The 17290-nt window shown below is 66.5% G+C and carries 15 protein-coding genes and 1 riboswitch; of the genes, 3 read left to right on the forward strand and 12 right to left on the reverse strand.

The window, feature by feature from the left end:
• Window positions 1-90 precede the first annotated feature (90 nt).
• The gene (locus tag HL671_RS24245) at window positions 91-1185 is read left to right on the forward strand and encodes an HWE histidine kinase domain-containing protein (protein ID WP_012041992.1); all 1095 of its coding nucleotides are present in this window, start codon (window positions 91-93) and stop codon (window positions 1183-1185) included.
• A 7-nt stretch (window positions 1186-1192) separates the two neighbouring features.
• Here HL671_RS24245 and HL671_RS24250 read toward each other — a convergent pair whose 3' ends face one another.
• The 8 genes from HL671_RS24250 to HL671_RS24285 all read right to left on the reverse strand — a co-directional run bounded on the left by HL671_RS24250 (window position 1193) and on the right by HL671_RS24285 (window position 10729).
• The gene (locus HL671_RS24250) at window positions 1193-2008 is read right to left on the reverse strand and encodes an XdhC family protein (RefSeq protein ID WP_012041991.1); all 816 of its coding nucleotides are present in this window, start codon (window positions 2006-2008) and stop codon (window positions 1193-1195) included.
• Window positions 2009-2035: 27 nt separating this feature from the next.
• Window positions 2036-3241, reverse strand: a complete 1206-nt coding sequence (locus tag HL671_RS24255) for a vWA domain-containing protein (protein WP_041750471.1) — start codon at window positions 3239-3241, stop codon at window positions 2036-2038.
• Window positions 3238-4107 carry an AAA family ATPase gene (locus tag HL671_RS24260; protein WP_172239380.1) on the reverse strand — a complete coding sequence of 290 codons (870 nt, stop codon included), beginning with the start codon at window positions 4105-4107 and terminating at the stop codon, window positions 3238-3240. The genes HL671_RS24255 and HL671_RS24260 overlap by 4 nt, the downstream gene beginning before the upstream one ends.
• A 271-nt stretch (window positions 4108-4378) precedes the next feature.
• Window positions 4379-6799, reverse strand: coding sequence for an aerobic carbon-monoxide dehydrogenase large subunit (locus HL671_RS24265; RefSeq protein WP_012041988.1), 2421 nt, complete (start codon window positions 6797-6799; stop codon window positions 4379-4381).
• Complete coding sequence (locus tag HL671_RS24270; protein WP_012041987.1) at window positions 6796-7296, reverse strand: (2Fe-2S)-binding protein; 501 nt, start codon at window positions 7294-7296, stop codon at window positions 6796-6798. The genes HL671_RS24265 and HL671_RS24270 overlap by 4 nt, the downstream gene beginning before the upstream one ends.
• Before the next feature lie 192 nt (window positions 7297-7488).
• A complete protein-coding gene (locus HL671_RS24275) occupies window positions 7489-8352 on the reverse strand; it encodes an FAD binding domain-containing protein (RefSeq protein ID WP_172239383.1) in 864 nt (287 codons plus the stop codon).
• A gap of 361 nt (window positions 8353-8713) precedes the next feature.
• Window positions 8714-9946 carry an MHYT domain-containing protein gene (locus tag HL671_RS24280; RefSeq protein WP_172239386.1) on the reverse strand — a complete coding sequence of 411 codons (1233 nt, stop codon included), beginning with the start codon at window positions 9944-9946 and terminating at the stop codon, window positions 8714-8716.
• Window positions 9947-10117: 171 nt separating this feature from the next.
• Window positions 10118-10729: a 6,7-dimethyl-8-ribityllumazine synthase gene (locus HL671_RS24285; protein WP_172239389.1), complete on the reverse strand. Its 612-nt coding sequence runs from the start codon at window positions 10727-10729 to the stop codon at window positions 10118-10120.
• Between the two features lie 76 nt (window positions 10730-10805).
• A riboswitch (FMN riboswitch) is annotated at window positions 10806-11001 on the reverse strand.
• 392 nt (window positions 11002-11393) lie between these two features.
• Between HL671_RS24285 and HL671_RS24290 the strand changes: the two genes are divergently transcribed.
• Together HL671_RS24290 and proC are read left to right on the forward strand one after the other, a co-directional pair.
• Window positions 11394-11894 carry a type III secretion system chaperone family protein gene (locus HL671_RS24290; protein WP_012041983.1) on the forward strand — a complete coding sequence of 167 codons (501 nt, stop codon included), beginning with the start codon at window positions 11394-11396 and terminating at the stop codon, window positions 11892-11894.
• 183 nt (window positions 11895-12077) lie between these two features.
• Window positions 12078-12899 (forward strand): pyrroline-5-carboxylate reductase, encoded by an 822-nt coding sequence (gene proC / locus HL671_RS24295; RefSeq protein WP_172239392.1) that lies wholly within the window; start codon window positions 12078-12080, stop codon window positions 12897-12899.
• Between the two features lie 152 nt (window positions 12900-13051).
• On the opposite strand, the gene HL671_RS24300 is transcribed toward proC, so the two are convergent.
• The 4 genes from HL671_RS24300 to HL671_RS24315 all read right to left on the reverse strand — a co-directional run bounded on the left by HL671_RS24300 (window position 13052) and on the right by HL671_RS24315 (window position 17108).
• The gene (locus HL671_RS24300) at window positions 13052-13447 is read right to left on the reverse strand and encodes a thioesterase family protein (protein WP_012041981.1); all 396 of its coding nucleotides are present in this window, start codon (window positions 13445-13447) and stop codon (window positions 13052-13054) included.
• Window positions 13448-13668: 221 nt separating this feature from the next.
• Window positions 13669-13872: a tautomerase family protein gene (locus HL671_RS24305; protein ID WP_012041980.1), complete on the reverse strand. Its 204-nt coding sequence runs from the start codon at window positions 13870-13872 to the stop codon at window positions 13669-13671.
• A 216-nt stretch (window positions 13873-14088) separates the two neighbouring features.
• On the reverse strand, window positions 14089-15663 hold the full coding sequence (gene hisS, locus HL671_RS24310) for a histidine--tRNA ligase (RefSeq protein ID WP_172239395.1): 1575 nt from the start codon (window positions 15661-15663) through the stop codon (window positions 14089-14091).
• A 365-nt stretch (window positions 15664-16028) separates the two neighbouring features.
• Entirely contained in the window at window positions 16029-17108 is a 1080-nt protein-coding gene (locus HL671_RS24315; protein WP_012041978.1) for a branched-chain amino acid aminotransferase, read from the reverse strand.
• Window positions 17109-17290: the final 182 nt, after the last annotated feature.

The following is a 17290-nucleotide window of genomic DNA, read 5'->3' on the forward strand; positions in this document are numbered from 1 at the left end:
GCCCGCGCGATCGACCGGCTCGGATTGGCGCCCCGTTCGGTTCGTCGTGCAGATCCATCACCGGCTGAACGCCAGACCGACGAAAGTTGCATGACGTCCGATCGCGACGCCTCCGCGCCAGACCGATTGGCTGCCCTGTTGCAGACCGAGCTGCTCGACTCGCCGCCCGAGCCCGGTTTCGATCGCGTGACGCGGCTTGCGACACGGCTGCTGGCTGCGCCCGCATCGATCATCGCGCTGGTCGACCGCGACCGGCAGTTCTTCAAGAGCTCCGTCGGCCTGTGCGAGCCGTGGGCGTCGCTGCGCGAAACGCCGCTCAGCCACTCGTTCTGTCAGCATGTCGTGACCACGGCTCAGCCGCTCGTGGTGGTCGACGCGAGCGAGCATCCGCTGGTGAAGGACAATCTCGCAGTGCCGAGCCTCGGCGTGATCGCTTATCTCGGCGTGCCGCTGAAGCTGCCGAGCGGCGAGGTGATCGGCGCGCTCTGCGCCATCGACCACGTGCCGCGTCCATGGAACGAGGAGGATATCGCGCAGCTCACCGAGCTCAGCGAGATCGTGATGGACGAGATCGCGCTGCGCACCGAGAATGCGCGCAGACGCACCATCGAGCAGCATCAGCGCGTGCTGGTGCACGAGCTCAATCACCGGGTCAAGAACACGCTCGCGCTGGTCGACAGCGTCATCGCGCTCAGCATCCGCGCCGACACCGCGCTGACCGAGTTCGGCGAGGTGCTGCGCGGCCGCATCGCCGCGCTCACCCGCAGCCACGCGCTGGCGCTGGATCGCGGTCGCGAGGCGCTGGGCCTCGACGAGCTGGTCCAGGCCGAGCTTGCGCCGCTGCAATGCGACCGCGTCGCAGTCGAGGGGCCCGCCGTGCAGCTTGCGCCGGGGATTGCGCTCTATCTGTCGATGGGCCTGCACGAGCTGATCACCAATGCGGTGAAATATGGCGCGTTGTCGAATGACGGGGGACACGTGGCGCTGAGCTGGACGGTCGACGATGGCCGCCTCAAATTATCCTGGCAGGAAAGCGGCGGGCCGCCGGTCGCGCCGCCTGCGCGCAACGGCTTCGGCTCGCTGCTGTTCGAACGTATTCTCGGCGCGGCACTGAAGGGCGAGGTGACGCGCGACTTCGCCACCGATGGTGTCAAGGTGACGTTCGATCTGCCGCTGACGCCGTGAGCTTCGTTCAGCCGCGCTGACCGCGCCGGCGCGTCAGCGTGATCTCGGCGAGGATCGACATCGCGATCTCCTCCGGCGTGATGGCGCCGAGATCGAGCCCCGCCGGCGCTTTCACCCTGTCGAGCAGCGCAGCGTCGATGCCGTCTTTGATCAGCTTGTCGCGCAGGCTGTCCATCTTGCGGCGGCTGCCGACGAAAGCGAGATAGGTCGCATCGCAGCTGAGCGCGGCACGCAGGGCGACTTCATCGCCCTTGCCTTGCGTCGAGACCACGATGAAGCGGGCGCCGCCGGCCAGCTGCTCCAGCGCAAAGCCATCGACGCACACATCGACCTCCGGTGTCGCGACGAGGTCGGCGGCCGGCGCCGCCAGGGTGACATGATAGCCCAGGGGCCGCGCCTGCGCGGCGAGCGACAGCGCGACCGGGCTCGCGCCGAAGATGACCAGCGACGGATGCGGCAGCACCGGCTCGACGAAGACGTCCATCGTCCCCTGGCTTGGACACATGTTGGCGGCGAAGCGCACGCCCTCGCGGGTCTCGCCGGGCCTGACGCCGAGCTCGGCCAGCAGATTGTCCGGTTGCACCGAGATCATGCGCGGGATGCCGTCGGCCAGCGCCTCGCGCGCCGCCTTCAGCACCGCGCCGCGGGCGCAACCGCCGCCGATCCACCCCGCCACGATCGTGCCATCGGACCGGATGATCGCCTTGGCTCCGGCTTTCGCAGCGGTCACCGACACCGTGCGCACGACGGTGGCGAGCACGAAGCTTTCTTCCCTGGCCTTGAGCTGCGCGGCCAGATCGAGCAGTTCGGTGGCGCCCATCATGAGTCTGTTCCTCGCGACGACATGGCCTCACAACCTCGCCAGATAGGGCTCCAGCGCCGCGAGCGAACGCAGCGTGTGCGCCGGGGCGTAGAGATCGACATGAGGCAGCGCGGCCTTGATGCCGCGCGCCTCCGGCGCGTAGCCGTCCCAGCCGAGCATCGGGTTGAGCCAGACGATGCGGCGGCAGCGGCGGCGCAGTTGCGCCATCTCGCGGCCGAGCAGGGCCGGATCGCCGGTGTCGTAGCCGTCGGACACGATCATCACGCAGCTGCGCGAATGGAGCACGCGCGCGGCGTGCCAGCGATTGAAGGTCTGCAGGCTCTCGCCGATCCTGGTGCCGCCGCCCGCCCCCTGCGCCATCATCGACAACCGGTCGAGCGCGCGCGCCGCGTCCCTCTCCTTCATCGCATCGGACACGTAGGCGAGCCTGGTGTGAAACAGGAACGCCTCGGCCTCGCGAAACGTGTCGAGCACGCCATGGATGAAGCGCAGGAACACCGCCGTGTAGGCGCTCATCGAGCCGGAGGCGTCGAGCAGCACCACCAGCCGCAGCGGCTTGGACTTGCGGCGCCGGTGCACCAGCGCAATCGGCACGCCGCCATGGCTGATGCTCCGGTGAATCGTCCGGCGCAGGTCGAGCCGCTGGCCCTTGCGCCTGACCTGATCACGCCGCGTCAGCCGTGTCCGCATCACCCTGGCAAGCCGCGCGGCCGCCTCATGCGCCAGCGCGACCTGTTGGGGATCGGCGAGCCTGCGGAAATCGGTGTCGGCCAGCGTCTCAACCCGCGAAGCGCCCTCGCTGCGGCCTTCGCCGCCGGCATCGCGCGGCGGGTCGTCGGAGGGGATCTGATCCGTCGCGCCCTGCGGGCCGGATTGGCCCGCATTGGCGTCCTGCAGGCTCTTCAACGATGGACTGTTCGCGGCCGGCGCGGCGCCCGACACCAGCGAGCGCGAGCGCACGCGCTTGCCGAGCCAGAACGCATCGAACAGACCGTCGAAACGATCCCATTCGCTCTTGCGCGCCGCGAACAGATGTTTGAACGCCGAGCGCAACAGGCCAGGTTTGCCGGCATAACCCGCGGCCATCACCGCCGCGGCGTCCTGCCCTTCCTGCAGTCCGACTGCGAAGCCGTTGTCGCGCAACGTTTTCACAAACGCGCCCAGGCGGCCCACGAGGAGCCGCGCCACCGCGTCGAGGTCTTCATGGTCAGGCGTGGCGCCACAACAGCTCATGCGACCTTCCCCACCAGCCGCGCCGTGATCTCGCGCGTGATGCGGGCGCGGTCCTCATGCGTCTTGAGCAGACACATCAGCGTGTCGTGCACGAGCTCGGGCTGATCCTTGAGATCGCGCACGTCGAGCCCGACCAGCGCCGCCGCCCAGTCGAGCGTCTCGGCGACGCCAGGCACCTTGCGCAGTTCCTCCTTGCGCAAGCCTTCGACCAGCCGCGCGATCTGCAGTGCGAGCGAAGCCGAGGCGCCGCCGATCCGCGCCAGGATGATGCGCGCCTCTCGATCGACATCCGGATAGTCGACATAATGATAAAGACAACGCCGGCGCAACGCGTCCGACAGCTCGCGGGTGCCATTGGAGGTCAGCACGACGTGCGGAATGCTGGTCGCCTTGACGGTGCCGAGCTCGGGGATGGAGACCTGGAAGTCGGACAGCAGCTCCAGCAGGAAGGCCTCGAACTCGTCGTCGGCGCGGTCGATCTCGTCGATCAGCAGCACCGGCGGCCTGGCGCGCCTGATGGCCGCGAGCAGCGGCCGCTCCAGCAGATATTTCTCCGAGAAGATCTGGTCCTCGATCGCCTCGGCATGGCCGCGATGCGCCTCGATCGCCAGCAACTGGCGCTGATAGTTCCATTCGTAGAGCGCCGAACTTTGATCGAGGCCTTCATAGCATTGCAGCCGGATCAGCTCGGTCGCATGAACCGACGCCAGCGCCTTGGCGACCTCGGTCTTGCCGACACCAGCCTCGCCTTCGAGCAGCAACGGCCGCTTCAGAAGCTGCATCAGCGCAACCGCCGTTGCCAGCTCGCCATCGGCGATGTAGCCGCAGGCGGCGAGAGATTTGGCGATGTCGTCGCGGGCTTTCATACCAGTTCGTTTCTCGATCTCACCGCACAAGCAGTACGTTCCCTGCCCCTTGTGGGGAAGGGCTCAAGGAGCCCCAAGCGAGTCTGCCGCCGGGGACCCTACCCCCGACCCCTCCCGCAAGGGTGAGGGGAGTGCACCATTGATGCGGTGACCGCGTCGGTTCTCTCTCCGTCATTGCGAGCGAAGCGAAGCAATCCAGGGTGGTCGGCGGGACTCTGGATTGCTTCGTCGCTTCGCTCCTCGCAATGACGGCGGTGATCTTGGCTACAGCCTACGCCACCACGCCCAGATTCTTCGCCGCCTGCCAGTTGCGCCAGTAGTCGTGGGGCATCTGGATGTGGGTGGCGCCGAGGAACGCGAACGCGTCGTTGACGGCGTTGGAGAACGCCGGCACGCCGCCGACATTGGGGCTTTCGCCGACGCCCTTGGCGCCGATCGGATGATGCGGCGAGGGCGTCACCGTGAAGTCAGTCTCCCAGTGCGGCGTCTCCACGGCGGTCGGCATGAAGAAGTCCATGAACGAGCCGGTGACGACATTGCCCTCGGAATCGTAGCGGATCTCCTGGCCCATCGCGATCGCGAAGGCTTCGGTGAGACCGCCATGGATCTGGCCCTCGATGATCATCGGATTGATGCGGGTGCCGCAATCATCCAGCGCATAGAAGCGCCGGACCTTGTACACGCCGGTATCGACGTCGATGTCCATGACGCAGAGATAGGCGCCGAACGGATAGGTCATGTTGGGCGGGTCGTAATAGCTGACCGCCTCCAGCCCCGGCTCCATGCCCGGCGGCACCGAGTTGTAGGCCGCCCAGCAAATGTCCTTCATCGACATGACCTTCTCCGGCAGGCCCTTGACGCGGAAGCCGTCAATGTCCCATTCGAGATCGTCTTCGTGGACCTCGAGCTTGTAGGCCGCGATCATCTGCGCCTTGGCCTTGATCTTGCGCGCCGCCATCGCGATGGCGGCACCGGCGACCGGGGTCGAGCGCGAGCCGTAGGTGCCGAGGCCGTAGGGCGCGGTGTCGGTGTTGCCCTCCTCCACCATGATGTTGTCGGCGGGAATGCCGATCTCGCTGGCGATGATCTGCGCCCAGGTGGTCTCGTGGCCCTGGCCCTGGCTCTTGGTGCCCATCCGCGCGATGCCGGCCCCGGTCGGGTGCAGCCGGATTTCGCAGGAATCGAACATCGCAATCCCCAGGATGTCGCAGTTCTTGGACGGACCGGCGCCGACGATCTCGGTGAAGAACGACACGCCGATCCCCATGATCTCACGGGTCTCGCCGCGTTTGAACGCCGCGCGCTTCTCGGCCTGCTCCTTGCGCAGGCCTGCGTAGTCCACCGCTTCCATCATCTTGCGCATGGCGGTGTGGTAGTCGCCGGAATCATATTCCCAGCCCAGCGCCGAGTGATAGGGGAATTGCTCCGGCTTGACGAAGTTCTTCAGGCGCAGCTCCGCCGGGTCCATGCCGAGCTTCTGCGCGAGAATATCCATCGCCCGCTCGATGCAATAAGCCGCCTCGGTGACGCGGAACGAGCAGCGATAGGCGACGCCGCCCGGCGCCTTGTTGGTGTAGACGCCGTCGACGCTGAGATGCGCGACCGGGAAGTCGTAGGAGCCGGTGACGATGTTGAAGAAGCCGGCCGGCCATTTCGACGGATCGGCGCAGGCGTCGAAGCCGCCATGGTCAGCGAGCACGTGGACGCGCAGGCCGGTGACCTTGCCGTCCTTGGTCGCCGCGATCTCGGTGGTCATGTGATAGTCGCGCGCGAACGCCGTCGCGGTCAGGTTCTCGATGCGGTCCTCGACCCATTTCACCGGCTTGCCGGTGACAATCGAGGCCACCGCCGCGCAGATATAGCCGGGATAGGCGCCGACCTTGTTGCCGAAGCCGCCGCCGATGTCCGGCGCGATGACGTGGATCTTCTGCTCGGGGATCTTGGCGATCAGCGACACCACGGTGCGGATCACATGCGGCGCCTGGAAGGTGCCCCAGATCGTCAGCTCACCCTTGATCTTGTCGAACGCGCAGACGCACTGGCAGGTTTCCAGCGGCGACGGATGGGTGCGGTGATAGGAGATCATCTCCTTGATGGTGACCTCGGCCTTCTTGAACGCGGCGTCGGTCAGCTCCTTGTCGCCGACGCTCCATTCGAAGATGTGGTTGTGGTGCTTGCGCGGCCCGTGTGCGCCGACGGTCTTGCCAGCAAGATCCTCGCGCAGCACCGGCGCATCCGGGTCCATCGCCTTGAACGGATCGACCAGCACCGGCAGCGGCTCGTACTCGACGACCACCTTGGAGACGCCGTCATCGGCGGCATAGCGGTCGGTCGCGACGACGAAGGCGACCTCCTGGTTCTGGAACAGCACCTTGCCGTCGGCCAGCACCATCTGCACGTCGCCGGCGAGCGTCGGCATCCAGGCGAGGTTGACGGTCTTCAACGTCTCGGCGGTGATGACCGCGAGCACGCCAGGCACCTTCAGCGCCTCCTCGGTGTGGATCGCCTTCACCCGCGCATGCGCATGCGGCGAGCGCACGAAATCGCCATGCAGCATGCCCGGCAATTTCACATCGTCGACGTAGTTGCCCTTGCCTTGCGTGAAGCGGATGTCCTCGACGCGCTTGCGCCGGCAGCCCATGCCTTCGAGCGCGGCTTCGCGTTGTTCCCGCGTGGGAGTCATGTCGTTCATTCCGCGGCCTCCTGGAATTCAACGCCGTTGATCTTGGCGGCGGCGTATTGGATCGCCTTGACGATGTTCTGGTAGCCGGTGCAGCGGCAGATGTTGCCGGAGATGCCGGCGCGGATCTCGGCTTCCGTCGGCGACGGATTTTCCTTCAGCAGCCGATGCGCGCGGATGATCATGCCGGGGGTGCAGAAGCCACATTGCAGGCCGTGCATCATGCGGAAGCCTTCCTGCAGCGGCGACAGGGTGCCGTCGGCATTGGCCATGCCCTCGATCGTGGTGATCTCGGCGCCATTGGCCTGCACCGCGAGCATGGTGCAGCTCTTCACGCTCATGCCGTCGATGTCGATCGTGCAGGCGCCGCAATGGCTGGTCTCGCAGCCGATATGAGTACCGGTGAGCTGCGCCTGCTCGCGCAGGAAATGCACCAGCAACGTGCGCGGCTCGGCGAGGCCTTCGACCTCGCTGCCGTTCACCTTCATTGTGATGTGGGTTTTGGGCATTGGTTGCTCCCTGGAAGATCGCATGGCTTGGGCTCGACTCGAGCCGCGTTGTCAGTGCGCTCCCCTCCTCCTTGCGGGGAGGGGTCGGGGGTGGGGGTCCACGGCGGCAGTGTCGCCTTGGGCTCCCCCCTCCCCGCCCTCCCCCACAAGGGGGAGGGGGACGAGAGTGTTCGCCGCCTGGCGAAGCGAGCTTCAGCTCGCCCGGCTTGCCGCGCGCTGCAGCGCGCGCATCACCATGATGCCGCCGACATGGATGCGGTACTCGGCAGGTCCGCGCGCATCGGAGGCCGGTTGCATGATCGCGCGCGCTGCGCTTGCGGCCGCCTTCAGCGCAGCGTCATCGAGCGTGGTGCCGATCACGGCGTTCGCCGCGTCGGTGGCCAGCAGCGGCGTCTCGTGCAAATTGGTCAGCGTGATGACGCAGCTCGCCACCTGGCCGCCGGCCATGGTCAGCACCACGCCGGCCGCCGCGGTCGCGTAATCGCCGACCTTGCGCTTCAGCTTCTCATAGGCGTAGCCGTGACCGGCAGGAGGAACGGGGATGCTGATGCCGGTCAGGATCTCGCCGGGCTCGAGCGCCGTGAAATAGGCGCCCTGGTAGAACTCACGCGCCGCGACCTCGCGGGCGCCGTTCGGACCTTCGAGGCGATAGCTCGCATCCAGTGCCAGCATCAGCGCCGGCATGTCGTTGCCGGGATCGCCATTGGCAACATTGCCGCCGAGCGTGCCGCGGTAGCGCACCTGCGGATCGGCGATCAGGAGCGCCGTCTCGTGCAGGATCGGCAGGCTCTCTCCGATCTCGGCCGACGCCAGCAGTTCGGCCTGCGTGGTCATCGCGCCGATCACGATCCGGTCGCCGTCGCGGCAGATCCCCTTCAGGCCGGCGATACCGTGCAGGTCGATCAGATGCGCCGGGGTCGCCAGCCGCAGCTTCATCATCGGCAGCAGGCTGTGACCGCCGGCGAGCGGGCGGGCCTCGTCGCCGAGATCGGCGAGCAGCTTGACTGCGTCGCCGACACTCGCCGGCCTGTGATAGTCGAACGGGCCTGGAATCATGGCGTTTCCTCCTGTGCTGGCTTGCCTTGTCGGCTTGGCCTTGCGCTGAAACGGCCGGCGCTTGTTCTTGCTGCGAGAGCGAAGGACGAAGACAGGCGCGTCGCGCTATTGTTGCAGAGAGTCGACCGGGTTGACCGGTTGCGCAACGAAGCCGGCACGGAAGGCGGTGAAATCGCACGAATTGCGGGTCGCTGCGCACGAACTGCGTCAGCGAGGGCGACCCAATTCGGCGGAGACGCGGTGCGAGTCGGCGCGCGACGCCACGCCCGCGGCGACGCGCGGTGCGCGCCTGACATGATCGACATGTGTGCGTTGCGACGACGAGCGGCGCGCTGCCGCAGCTGCGAACTAAGTCTCAGGCTCAGGCCGGCCGCCGCAGCCCGAGCCGCGCCTTGACCTCGGCGACCTTGGCGCGGCTCACCGGCACGCGCGGCTTGGACGGACCATCGAGCTCGATGATCGCCCCCTCGCCTTCCTTGCCCACAAAGATCACGTGCTCGATGGCGATGATGTGACTGCGATGGACGCGGAGGAAGCGGCCGGGATCGAGCTGCGCCTCGGCCTCGGAGATTGACCACGGGCACATCCGCTCGCGGGTGCCGTCATGCACCCTCGTATAGTGCGCGTCAGCGCGCACGCTGCGGACATCACCGGCATCGATGAAATGGGTTCCATTGGCGCCTTCCAGCGGCAGCCGTGCTGCGGCGACGCGCGGCGGCTGGCCGATGCCGCCGAGCGGCGCGGCGATGCGGCGGGCGGACGGGGGATTCTCGACGGGATCGGGAGACGCCGGCGCCGCCGGCTGCGCGGGCGGCGGCGAAGCGGCCGGTTCCGGCGCGAGACGAGGCGCCGCCTCAGGCAGCACCGCGGCCACCCCCGACTGGCGGCGCGGGTCGGGCACCAGGGACAGCAGGAAGCCGGCAGCGAGGACGAAGCAGAGCACCGCGACGACGATCGCCAGCGCTTGCGGCGATGCAGCAAGCCCCGCGGCGTGATGATGTCCCGCGCCTTCCGGCACGACATGCATGCCCAGCATCGCCGTATAGTGCATGCCGGAGACCGCGACTCCGAACGCGACCGCACTGATGGCGAGCCGCAGCCCGTCCTGCCGCGCCAGGAAGATGCGCAGGCCGCCATAGGCGGCGATGATCGCGATGCCGACCGACAGCGCCACGAGCGCCGGATCGTGCGTCAGTCCGAACGGCCCGGCGAGACCGTGCATCCCGACATAATGCATGCTGGCGATGCCGGCGCCGAGCAGCAGCGCTGACGGAACGACGCGCCTGGCTGCGGGATCGCCGATGCTGACGAAGAACAGCGAGATGCCGACCACCAGCGCGCAGATCAGGAAGGAGATGATGGTCGGTAGCACCAGATAGACCGCATCGGCCGGCAACGGGGCCGCCATCATGCCCACGAAATGCATGGTCCAGATGCCCACGGCCAGAATGCCCGCGGCGCCGGACAACAGCACGCGCGGATTGGCTCCCGGCCCGCTGCGGATGCGCGCAGCGAGACCAAAGCCGGTATAGCCACCCAGGCTCGCGATCACGACCGAGAGCGCGACGAGATAAGGATCGTATCCTTCGATCATCCTTGTCGGCCGCCCGTCGCCACGGGCAGGCCTCCTCCCGGGGAGATTTTACAGGCGCCGCAAGGGGAATGACAACATGAGGCGACGAGCGGAAGGGGACGCGTTGTCGCTGGGGGTGTTGAAAGCGGCGCGCATGTGGCTGGCCGCGACCAGCCACACGACGTCGCCGCCTCAGATGATCCCGGCCGCCACCTGGCTGCGCAGCCGCTCCAGGCTCAGCAGGGTCTCCGCGCAGGCCGTCGCCACCTCGATGCCCTTGGTGGCGAAATGCTTGCGGAAGAAATCGAAATGCGCCTGCGTTTCGTGGAATTGCTGTGGCGTCAGCACCGCTGAAAACACCGGCACCTCGGTGCGCAGTTGCACATCCATCAGCGCCTTGATCACGGTGTCGGCGACGAATTCGTGGCGGTAGATGCCGCCATCGACGACGAGCCCGGCCGCGACGATCGCGGTGTAGCGCCGCGTCTTGGCCAGAAGCTGCGCATGCAGCGGGATCTCGAACGAGCCGGGCACCTCGAAGATATCGACGCGGTCGCGCGCGATGTGGCGCGCCGCGATCTCGTCGAGAAAGGCATGGCGGCATTCGGCGACGACGTCGCGATGCCAGGCCGACTGCACGAAGGCGACGCGTTGCGGCTTGGTGAAGCGCGGATGCGATGGCGCCGGCGGCGCGTCGTCGGGCGGGCTCGGCTCAGCCGGCGCGCTGTCTGCGCTGATCGTCGCAGTGGGTGAGGTGTCGGCGGGAAGGGTATCGGTAGGCGCGTCTTGTAGGATCTGATTCATGGTTGTCCTCGTCAGAGACCAGAATCAGGGCACACGGAACGACGACGCCCCGCGCGGAATTGCGCGGAGAGCCGGGACCCGTTCTCTTTCATCCGGACTGTGACCGTCGGCTTCGGAATCGCACCGAATCTGCTGACCCTTCTGCTCTTGGCGCGATCCGGGGAACGGGATTCTCCGGATTACGCCTTTTGCAGAAGGCGCTCGCGGGCTCGCGCGCTCGGCCGAGAGCGCTTACCGCCGGTGGGGAATTTCACCCCGCCCTGAGAACATGAGCCGCCCGGATGGACGGCCCACAGGAACTATGCAGGGGCTCCGCGGCGTCGACAAGGGCTCACGCCCGCGCTCCATGAGGGACGGCCATGCGGCCAGAAGCGGCCGTTCCCCCGCAAATCAGGCCCCTGATCAGACGCTGCGTCGAATCCGATTCCGTTTTGTTCTCATTCGGCCATGATTCCACAGGCTGGACAGGAGTTGTGGACGAAGCGGTGTTTGGCTGTGGACGGACTCACCCCCCCGTTGCGCGGATTCCGCAAATCACATCACTTTGTCCGCGCACGCCCGGGCATCCTCCGGGGCTGCAAGCCGGGTTCGAGGCGCCGACAGGGCGCGGGCCGGGTCGCCGCGTATGTACCAACGAGATCAAGAAGACAGAGGTCGAGACGGCATGTCCCTGCTCGAGAGCACTATCGATTCCGGAGATCATCCTTTGAGCGTGGTGGAGAACATCGCGTCCGACAACAATTGGATGTTCGAGCGCTCCGGCGAGGACGAGATCACGATCGCCTCCAAGGGGCAGTGGACCGACTATCAGCTCTCCTTCACCTGGATGGCCGAGATCGAGGCGCTGCATCTGGCCTGCGCCTTCGACATGAAGATTCCCGAAGCGCGCCGTGCCGAGGTGCAGCGGCTGATCGCCGCGATCAACGAGCAACTGTGGCTCGGGCATTTCGACATCTGGACCCACACCGGCATGGTGATGCACCGTCAGGCACTGGTGCTGCCGGGCGGCATCACCGCCTCCGGGCCGCAATGCGAGAGCATGCTGGCCGGCGCCATCCACGCCTGCGAGCGCTATTTCCCGGCGTTCCAGTTCGTCGTCTGGGCTGGCAAGTCGACGCAGGACGCCATGGCAGCAGCGCTGTTCGACACCGAAGGCGAGGCGTAAGGCGGCCCTCTCGCCCAGCGCGGGCTTGCCCGCGCATCCATCTCACATCATGATCTTTCCGCTTTGTTTGAGCATGATCTTTTCAGAAAACCGGTTTCCACTTTTCCGGATCATGCTCTAAAAGCCGCTTCTCGATATTGGTGGATGGCCGGGTCAAGCCCGGCCATGACGGGTAGTGGCTCGATGACGTCCGTTTCCGAACTGCAACACACCACAGGCCCCATCGTCCTCGCCGGCGCCGGCAAGATGGGCGGGGCGATGCTGACCGGCTGGCTGGCCGGCGGCCTCGATCCGGCGCGCGTGGTGGTGATCGAGCCGATGCCGTCGGCGGAGATCACCGCGCTCGCGGCCAGGGGCATTCGCCTCAATCCGGCTGCGCCCAGCCCGGCCGAGGTTGTGATCGTGGCCGTCAAGCCGCAGATGTTCCGCGAGGCCGGGCCGGCGCTGAAGCCATGGGTCGCCGACACCACGCTGGTGCTGTCGATCATGGCGGGCACGACCATCGCCAGCCTGCAGAACGTCGTGGGCGGCGCCGTGGTCCGCGCCATGCCGAACACGCCCGCCGCGATCGGTCGCGGCATCACCGTCGCTGTTCCCGCCAGCGATGTCAGCGCCGCCCAGCGCGCGCTGACCGATGCGCTGCTGCGCGCCACCGGCGCGGTCGAATGGGTCGATGACGAGGCGCTGATGGATGCGGTGACGGCCGTCTCCGGCTCGGGTCCGGCCTACGTGTTCCTGCTCGCCGAGGAACTCGCCCGCGCCGGCATCGCCGCCGGCCTGCCCGAGGCGCTCGCCACCAGGCTCGCGCGCGACACGGTGTCCGGCGCCGGCGAGCTGCTGCATCGCTCGGAGCTGTCGTCCGCGACGCTGCGCCAGAACGTCACTTCGCCCGGCGGCACCACCGCGGCCGCGCTGTCGGTGCTGATGGGGCCGGATGGATTCCAGCCGCTGCTGGAGCGCGCAGTGGCCGCCGCGACGGCGCGGTCGAAGGAACTGGCGACGTAGTCCCCGCGCCCTCCGCCGTCATTGCCGGGCTTGGCCCGGCAATCCATCTTCTTAGCAAAAATGTTTCTGGTGAGAAGATGGATGCGCGGGTCAAGCCCGCGCATGACGAGCTTGTTTGACGCAAGATCGCGGCATCTGCCGCACCAAGCGCACTACGGCACGGCGAACCGCTTCTTGAACTGCTCGACATTGATCAGCCCGCGGCCGTGACGGCCGTCGCCGATCTTGGTCTCGCCGTGATAGGCCTCGACGCTGAAGCGGATGACGCGGCGCTCGACCTCGATCACCTCGGCGACCGTGCGGATGGTGGCGCCGACCGGTGACGCTGCGAGGTGGCGGACATTGACCTCGGTGCCGACCGTGACCCAGCCCGGCGGCAGCACCGGATTGATGGCGTCGCCCGAGGTCATCTCCATTTCCAGGATCATCATCGGCGTCGCATAGACCATCGGCATATGCGGAACAAAGTGCCCGACCGTGCGCTCCGGCGGCACCACGAGCAACCGCTCGGCGCGCATGCCCGGCTTGATGATCTCACGTGCGTCCATGATCGCTCCGAACTCCGTTGTCGTCCCGGACAAGCCGTGACGCGCGACAGCGCGGCTCGGCGCCGATCCGGGCCCCCTACGCCGCGGCGGTCGTGACGGGCGAAAGGCCGATGACCAGCGCGCCTCAAACCATTCACTGGGGGTATGGGTCCCTGCGTTCGCAGGGACGACAGCGAATTTTGTCGAGACAGATGTTATGGCCTCGCCGGGATGACGGCCAACTACTTCTTCTGCTCAGCCGCGCGCTCGACGAAGGTCTTGCCGCCCTTCATCTTGTGCGTCAGCGGCGCCTCGTTGATCTGGATCACCACGGCCTCCGGATCGACGCCGAGATGCGTCACCAGCGCTTGGGTGATGTCGCGCATCATGTTGGCCTTCTGCTCGTCGGTGCGGCCGGCAGCCATGTTCACGGTGATCTCGGGCATTCGTTTCTCCTACCAATTTTCGTCGTTCTCGCGACCAGCTTAGGGGTGGAATTCGTCATCGCGAGGAGCGAAGCGACGAAGCGATCCAGGGTTTCTCCGAAAGGTCGTGTGGCTTGGCCCTGGATGGTTTCGCTTCGCCCGCAATGACGTGTCAAAATCGACAGCATCGTTTGACGTGAGGGATGCGCGCGTCAAGCCCGCGCATGACGCGTCGTGTTACCCCCAGCTCACGTCGTGGCGGGCGAGCACCTCGCGGACAGCGGCGACGAGTTCGTCCTCCTTGGCTGAGACCTGCGCCGGGCGGCTCTCGCGCCATTCCTGATTGGAGGCGATCGCAGCCGCCGCCTTGGCGCCCTCGATCAGATCCTTGATCTGCACCTCGCCGCGCGCCTTTTCATCCGAGCCTTGGATGATCACGCAGGGCGCGTTGCGGCGGTCGGCATATTTGAGCTGGTTGCCCATGTTCTTCGGGTTGCCGAGATAGAGCTCGGCGCGGATGCCGTGATTGCGCAAGGTCGCAACCATCTTCTGATAGTCCGCGACGCGGTCGCGATCGAACACGGTGACGACCACCGGCCCGAAGGCCGGGCGCGTGTCGAGCTTACCGAGCAAGGTCAGCGCCGCCTGCAGCCGCGACACGCCGATGGAGAAGCCGGTCGCCGGCACCGGCTCGCCGCGGAAGCGCGAGACCAGGCCGTCATAGCGCCCGCCGCCGCCGACCGAGCCGAAGCGCACGGGGCGGCCTTTTTCGTCTTTGGTTTCGAGGAGAAGTTCGACTTCGAAAACAGGTCCCGTATAGTACTCGAGGCCACGAACTACTGACACATCGACCGTAATCCTATTTGAACCGTAACCAGCTGCTTCGCAGAAGCTAACAATTTCCGTAAGGTCCTTAAGGCCTTCTGCTCCGCTCTTGGTCTGTCCAATTAATCCATGCCACTGACTTAGACCATAAAGGTTGTCTACGAACGTACCTGGATGGTTCGTCTTCATATCGTGCATTGGCCGGTGCGGGTTCTCCGCAAGCGAGACATCTACAGGCAGGCCACCTTCAAGGAAGACCTTGATCATGTTAATCGCGTCGTTGGATAGGCCAGCACCTTTTGCAAAGTCTCCGCTCTCGTCCTTGCGGCCAACTCCGAGGAGCTGCTCAACTCCTTCCCAACCAAGTCGATCCAACTTATCGATCGCTCGCATTACCGTAAGCCACTGAACATCGTCTGTGACGTTTAGTGACTCCCGTACGCCATCCAGCACCTTGCGATTACTTACCTTTACAATGAAGTGCCCCTTAAGGCCGAGCGCCTCCATCGTATCCGCCGCCATCATGCACATCTCGGCGTCCGCGGCCGGCGATGCGGAGCCGACCGTGTCGGCGTCGAACTGCATGAACTGGCGGAAGCGGCCGGGGCCCGGCTTCTCGTTGCGGAACACGTAGCCGGAGCGGTAGCTGCGATAGGGCAGCACCAGGCCGTCGGTGCCGTAGCGCTCGCCGACATAGCGCGCCAGCGGCGCGGTGAGGTCGTAGCGCAGCGAGATCCATTGCTCGTCATCGTCCTGGAACGAGAACACGCCCTCGTTGGGGCGGTCCTGGTCGGGCAGGAACTTGCCGAGCGCATCGGTATATTCGAACGCCGGCGTCTCCACCGGCTCGAAGCCGTAGCGTTCATAGACGGCGCGGATCTTCTCGACCATCTCGCGCGTGGCGGCGATCGCCGCGGGGCCGCGATCCTCGAGCCCGCGCGGCAGCCGCGCCTTCAGCTTCTGTTGTTTCTTCGGTTTGTCGGACATGGGACTCGACACGTAGGGTGAGCCAGACGCAGCGGGCCCACCAATGGCTGGATGACATCGCAGCGGTGGGCAGGGTCCGCTGCGCGGCCCTTTGCCCACCCGATGGGATGGAATTCGTTGCTTGGTTGGTAGCAGCCGGGACGGGGTGCGGCAACCCGCGGCTCTGGTCGAGCGCTGACGCGTAGCACTGGCTCGAACATCTCCATGTGAGCCGGGATGTTCGCCGCACGGGCAGCGTGCCCCCTCCCCCCTTGCGGGGGAGGGTCGGGGCGGGGGGCCACACGGGCAGTCTTTCCTGGGACCCCCGCCCCCGACCCCTCCCCGCAAGGGGGAGGGGAGTCGACCTTTGTCGGAGCAACAGCCCCCTACTTCACATCCCGGATCCAGTTGTGCGGATCCGCGCTACGGCCGTACTGGATATCGACGAGCTGCTTGCGCAGGCCCATGGCGACCGGGCCGGCCTCGCCGCCATTGATCAGGACATCGCCGCTCGCCGAGCGCACCTTGCCGATCGGCGAGATGACCGCGGCGGTGCCGCAGGCGAACGCCTCCTTGAGCTTGCCGCTCTTGGCGTCCGCGCGCCACTGGTCGATTGCATAGGCCTCCTCGCGCACCTCGCGGCCGGCGTCGCGCGCCAGCTTGATGATGGAGTCGCGGGTGATGCCCGGCAGGATGGTGCCCAAAGGCGGCGTCGACAGCGAGCCGTCGTCGAACACGAAGAACACGTTCATGCCGCCGAGTTCCTCGACATAGCGGCGCTCGATCGCGTCCAGGAACACGACCTGGTCGCAGCCATGCGCGATCGCCTCGGCCTGCGCCTTGAGGCTGGCGGCATAATTGCCGCCGCATTTGACGCCGCCGGTGCCGCCGACGGCGGCGCGGGTGTAGTTCTCCGAGACCCAGATCGAAACCGGCGCCGGGCCGCCCTTGAAATAGGAGCCGACCGGCGAGGCGATCACCGCGAAGATGTACTCCGCCGACGGCTTCACGCCGAGGAACACTTCGTTGGCGATCATGAAGGGACGCAGATACAGGCTGCCCTCGCCGCCGGGGATCCAGGCGCGGTCGATCCGCACGAGCTGCTCGACCGCCTCGATGAAGACGTTCTGCGGCAGCTGCGCCATCGCCATGCGCTCGGCCGAGTTCCAGAAGCGCTGCGCATTGGCGTCGGGCCGAAACAGGTTCACGCCGCCATCGTCACGCTTATAGGCCTTCAGCCCTTCGAAGATCTCCTGCGCGTAGTGCAGGACGGCAGCCGCCGGATCGAGTGGGAAGTTGGCGCGGGATTCGACGCGCGCGCTGTGCCAGCCCTTGTCCTGGCTGAATTGGACCACGGCCATGTGATCGGTGAACACGCGGCCGAAGCCCGGATTGGCGAGCTTGGCGGCGCGCTCCTGGTCGGAGGTGGGGTTGGTCGTCGGCTTGATGTCGAATGTCAAAGTCATGTCCTTGCTTCCCCCGCTTGATCGCCATGCGCGAGTTCTGTGGCCGACCTGCCCGTCCGGTTCAGTCGGCTCTTTGAATGTCGGACCAGCCGCGGCCGGTCCTTGAGCCGGTCGCCAGGCAAGCATGCCGTCACAGGACATGCTTTTGCGCCCGGCGGAAGTCCAGTATGGTTTGCCGAAAT

Origin of the sequence: Bradyrhizobium denitrificans (assembly GCF_013179005.1) — a bacterium.
Classification (GTDB): Bacteria; Pseudomonadota; Alphaproteobacteria; order Rhizobiales; family Xanthobacteraceae; genus Bradyrhizobium; species Bradyrhizobium denitrificans.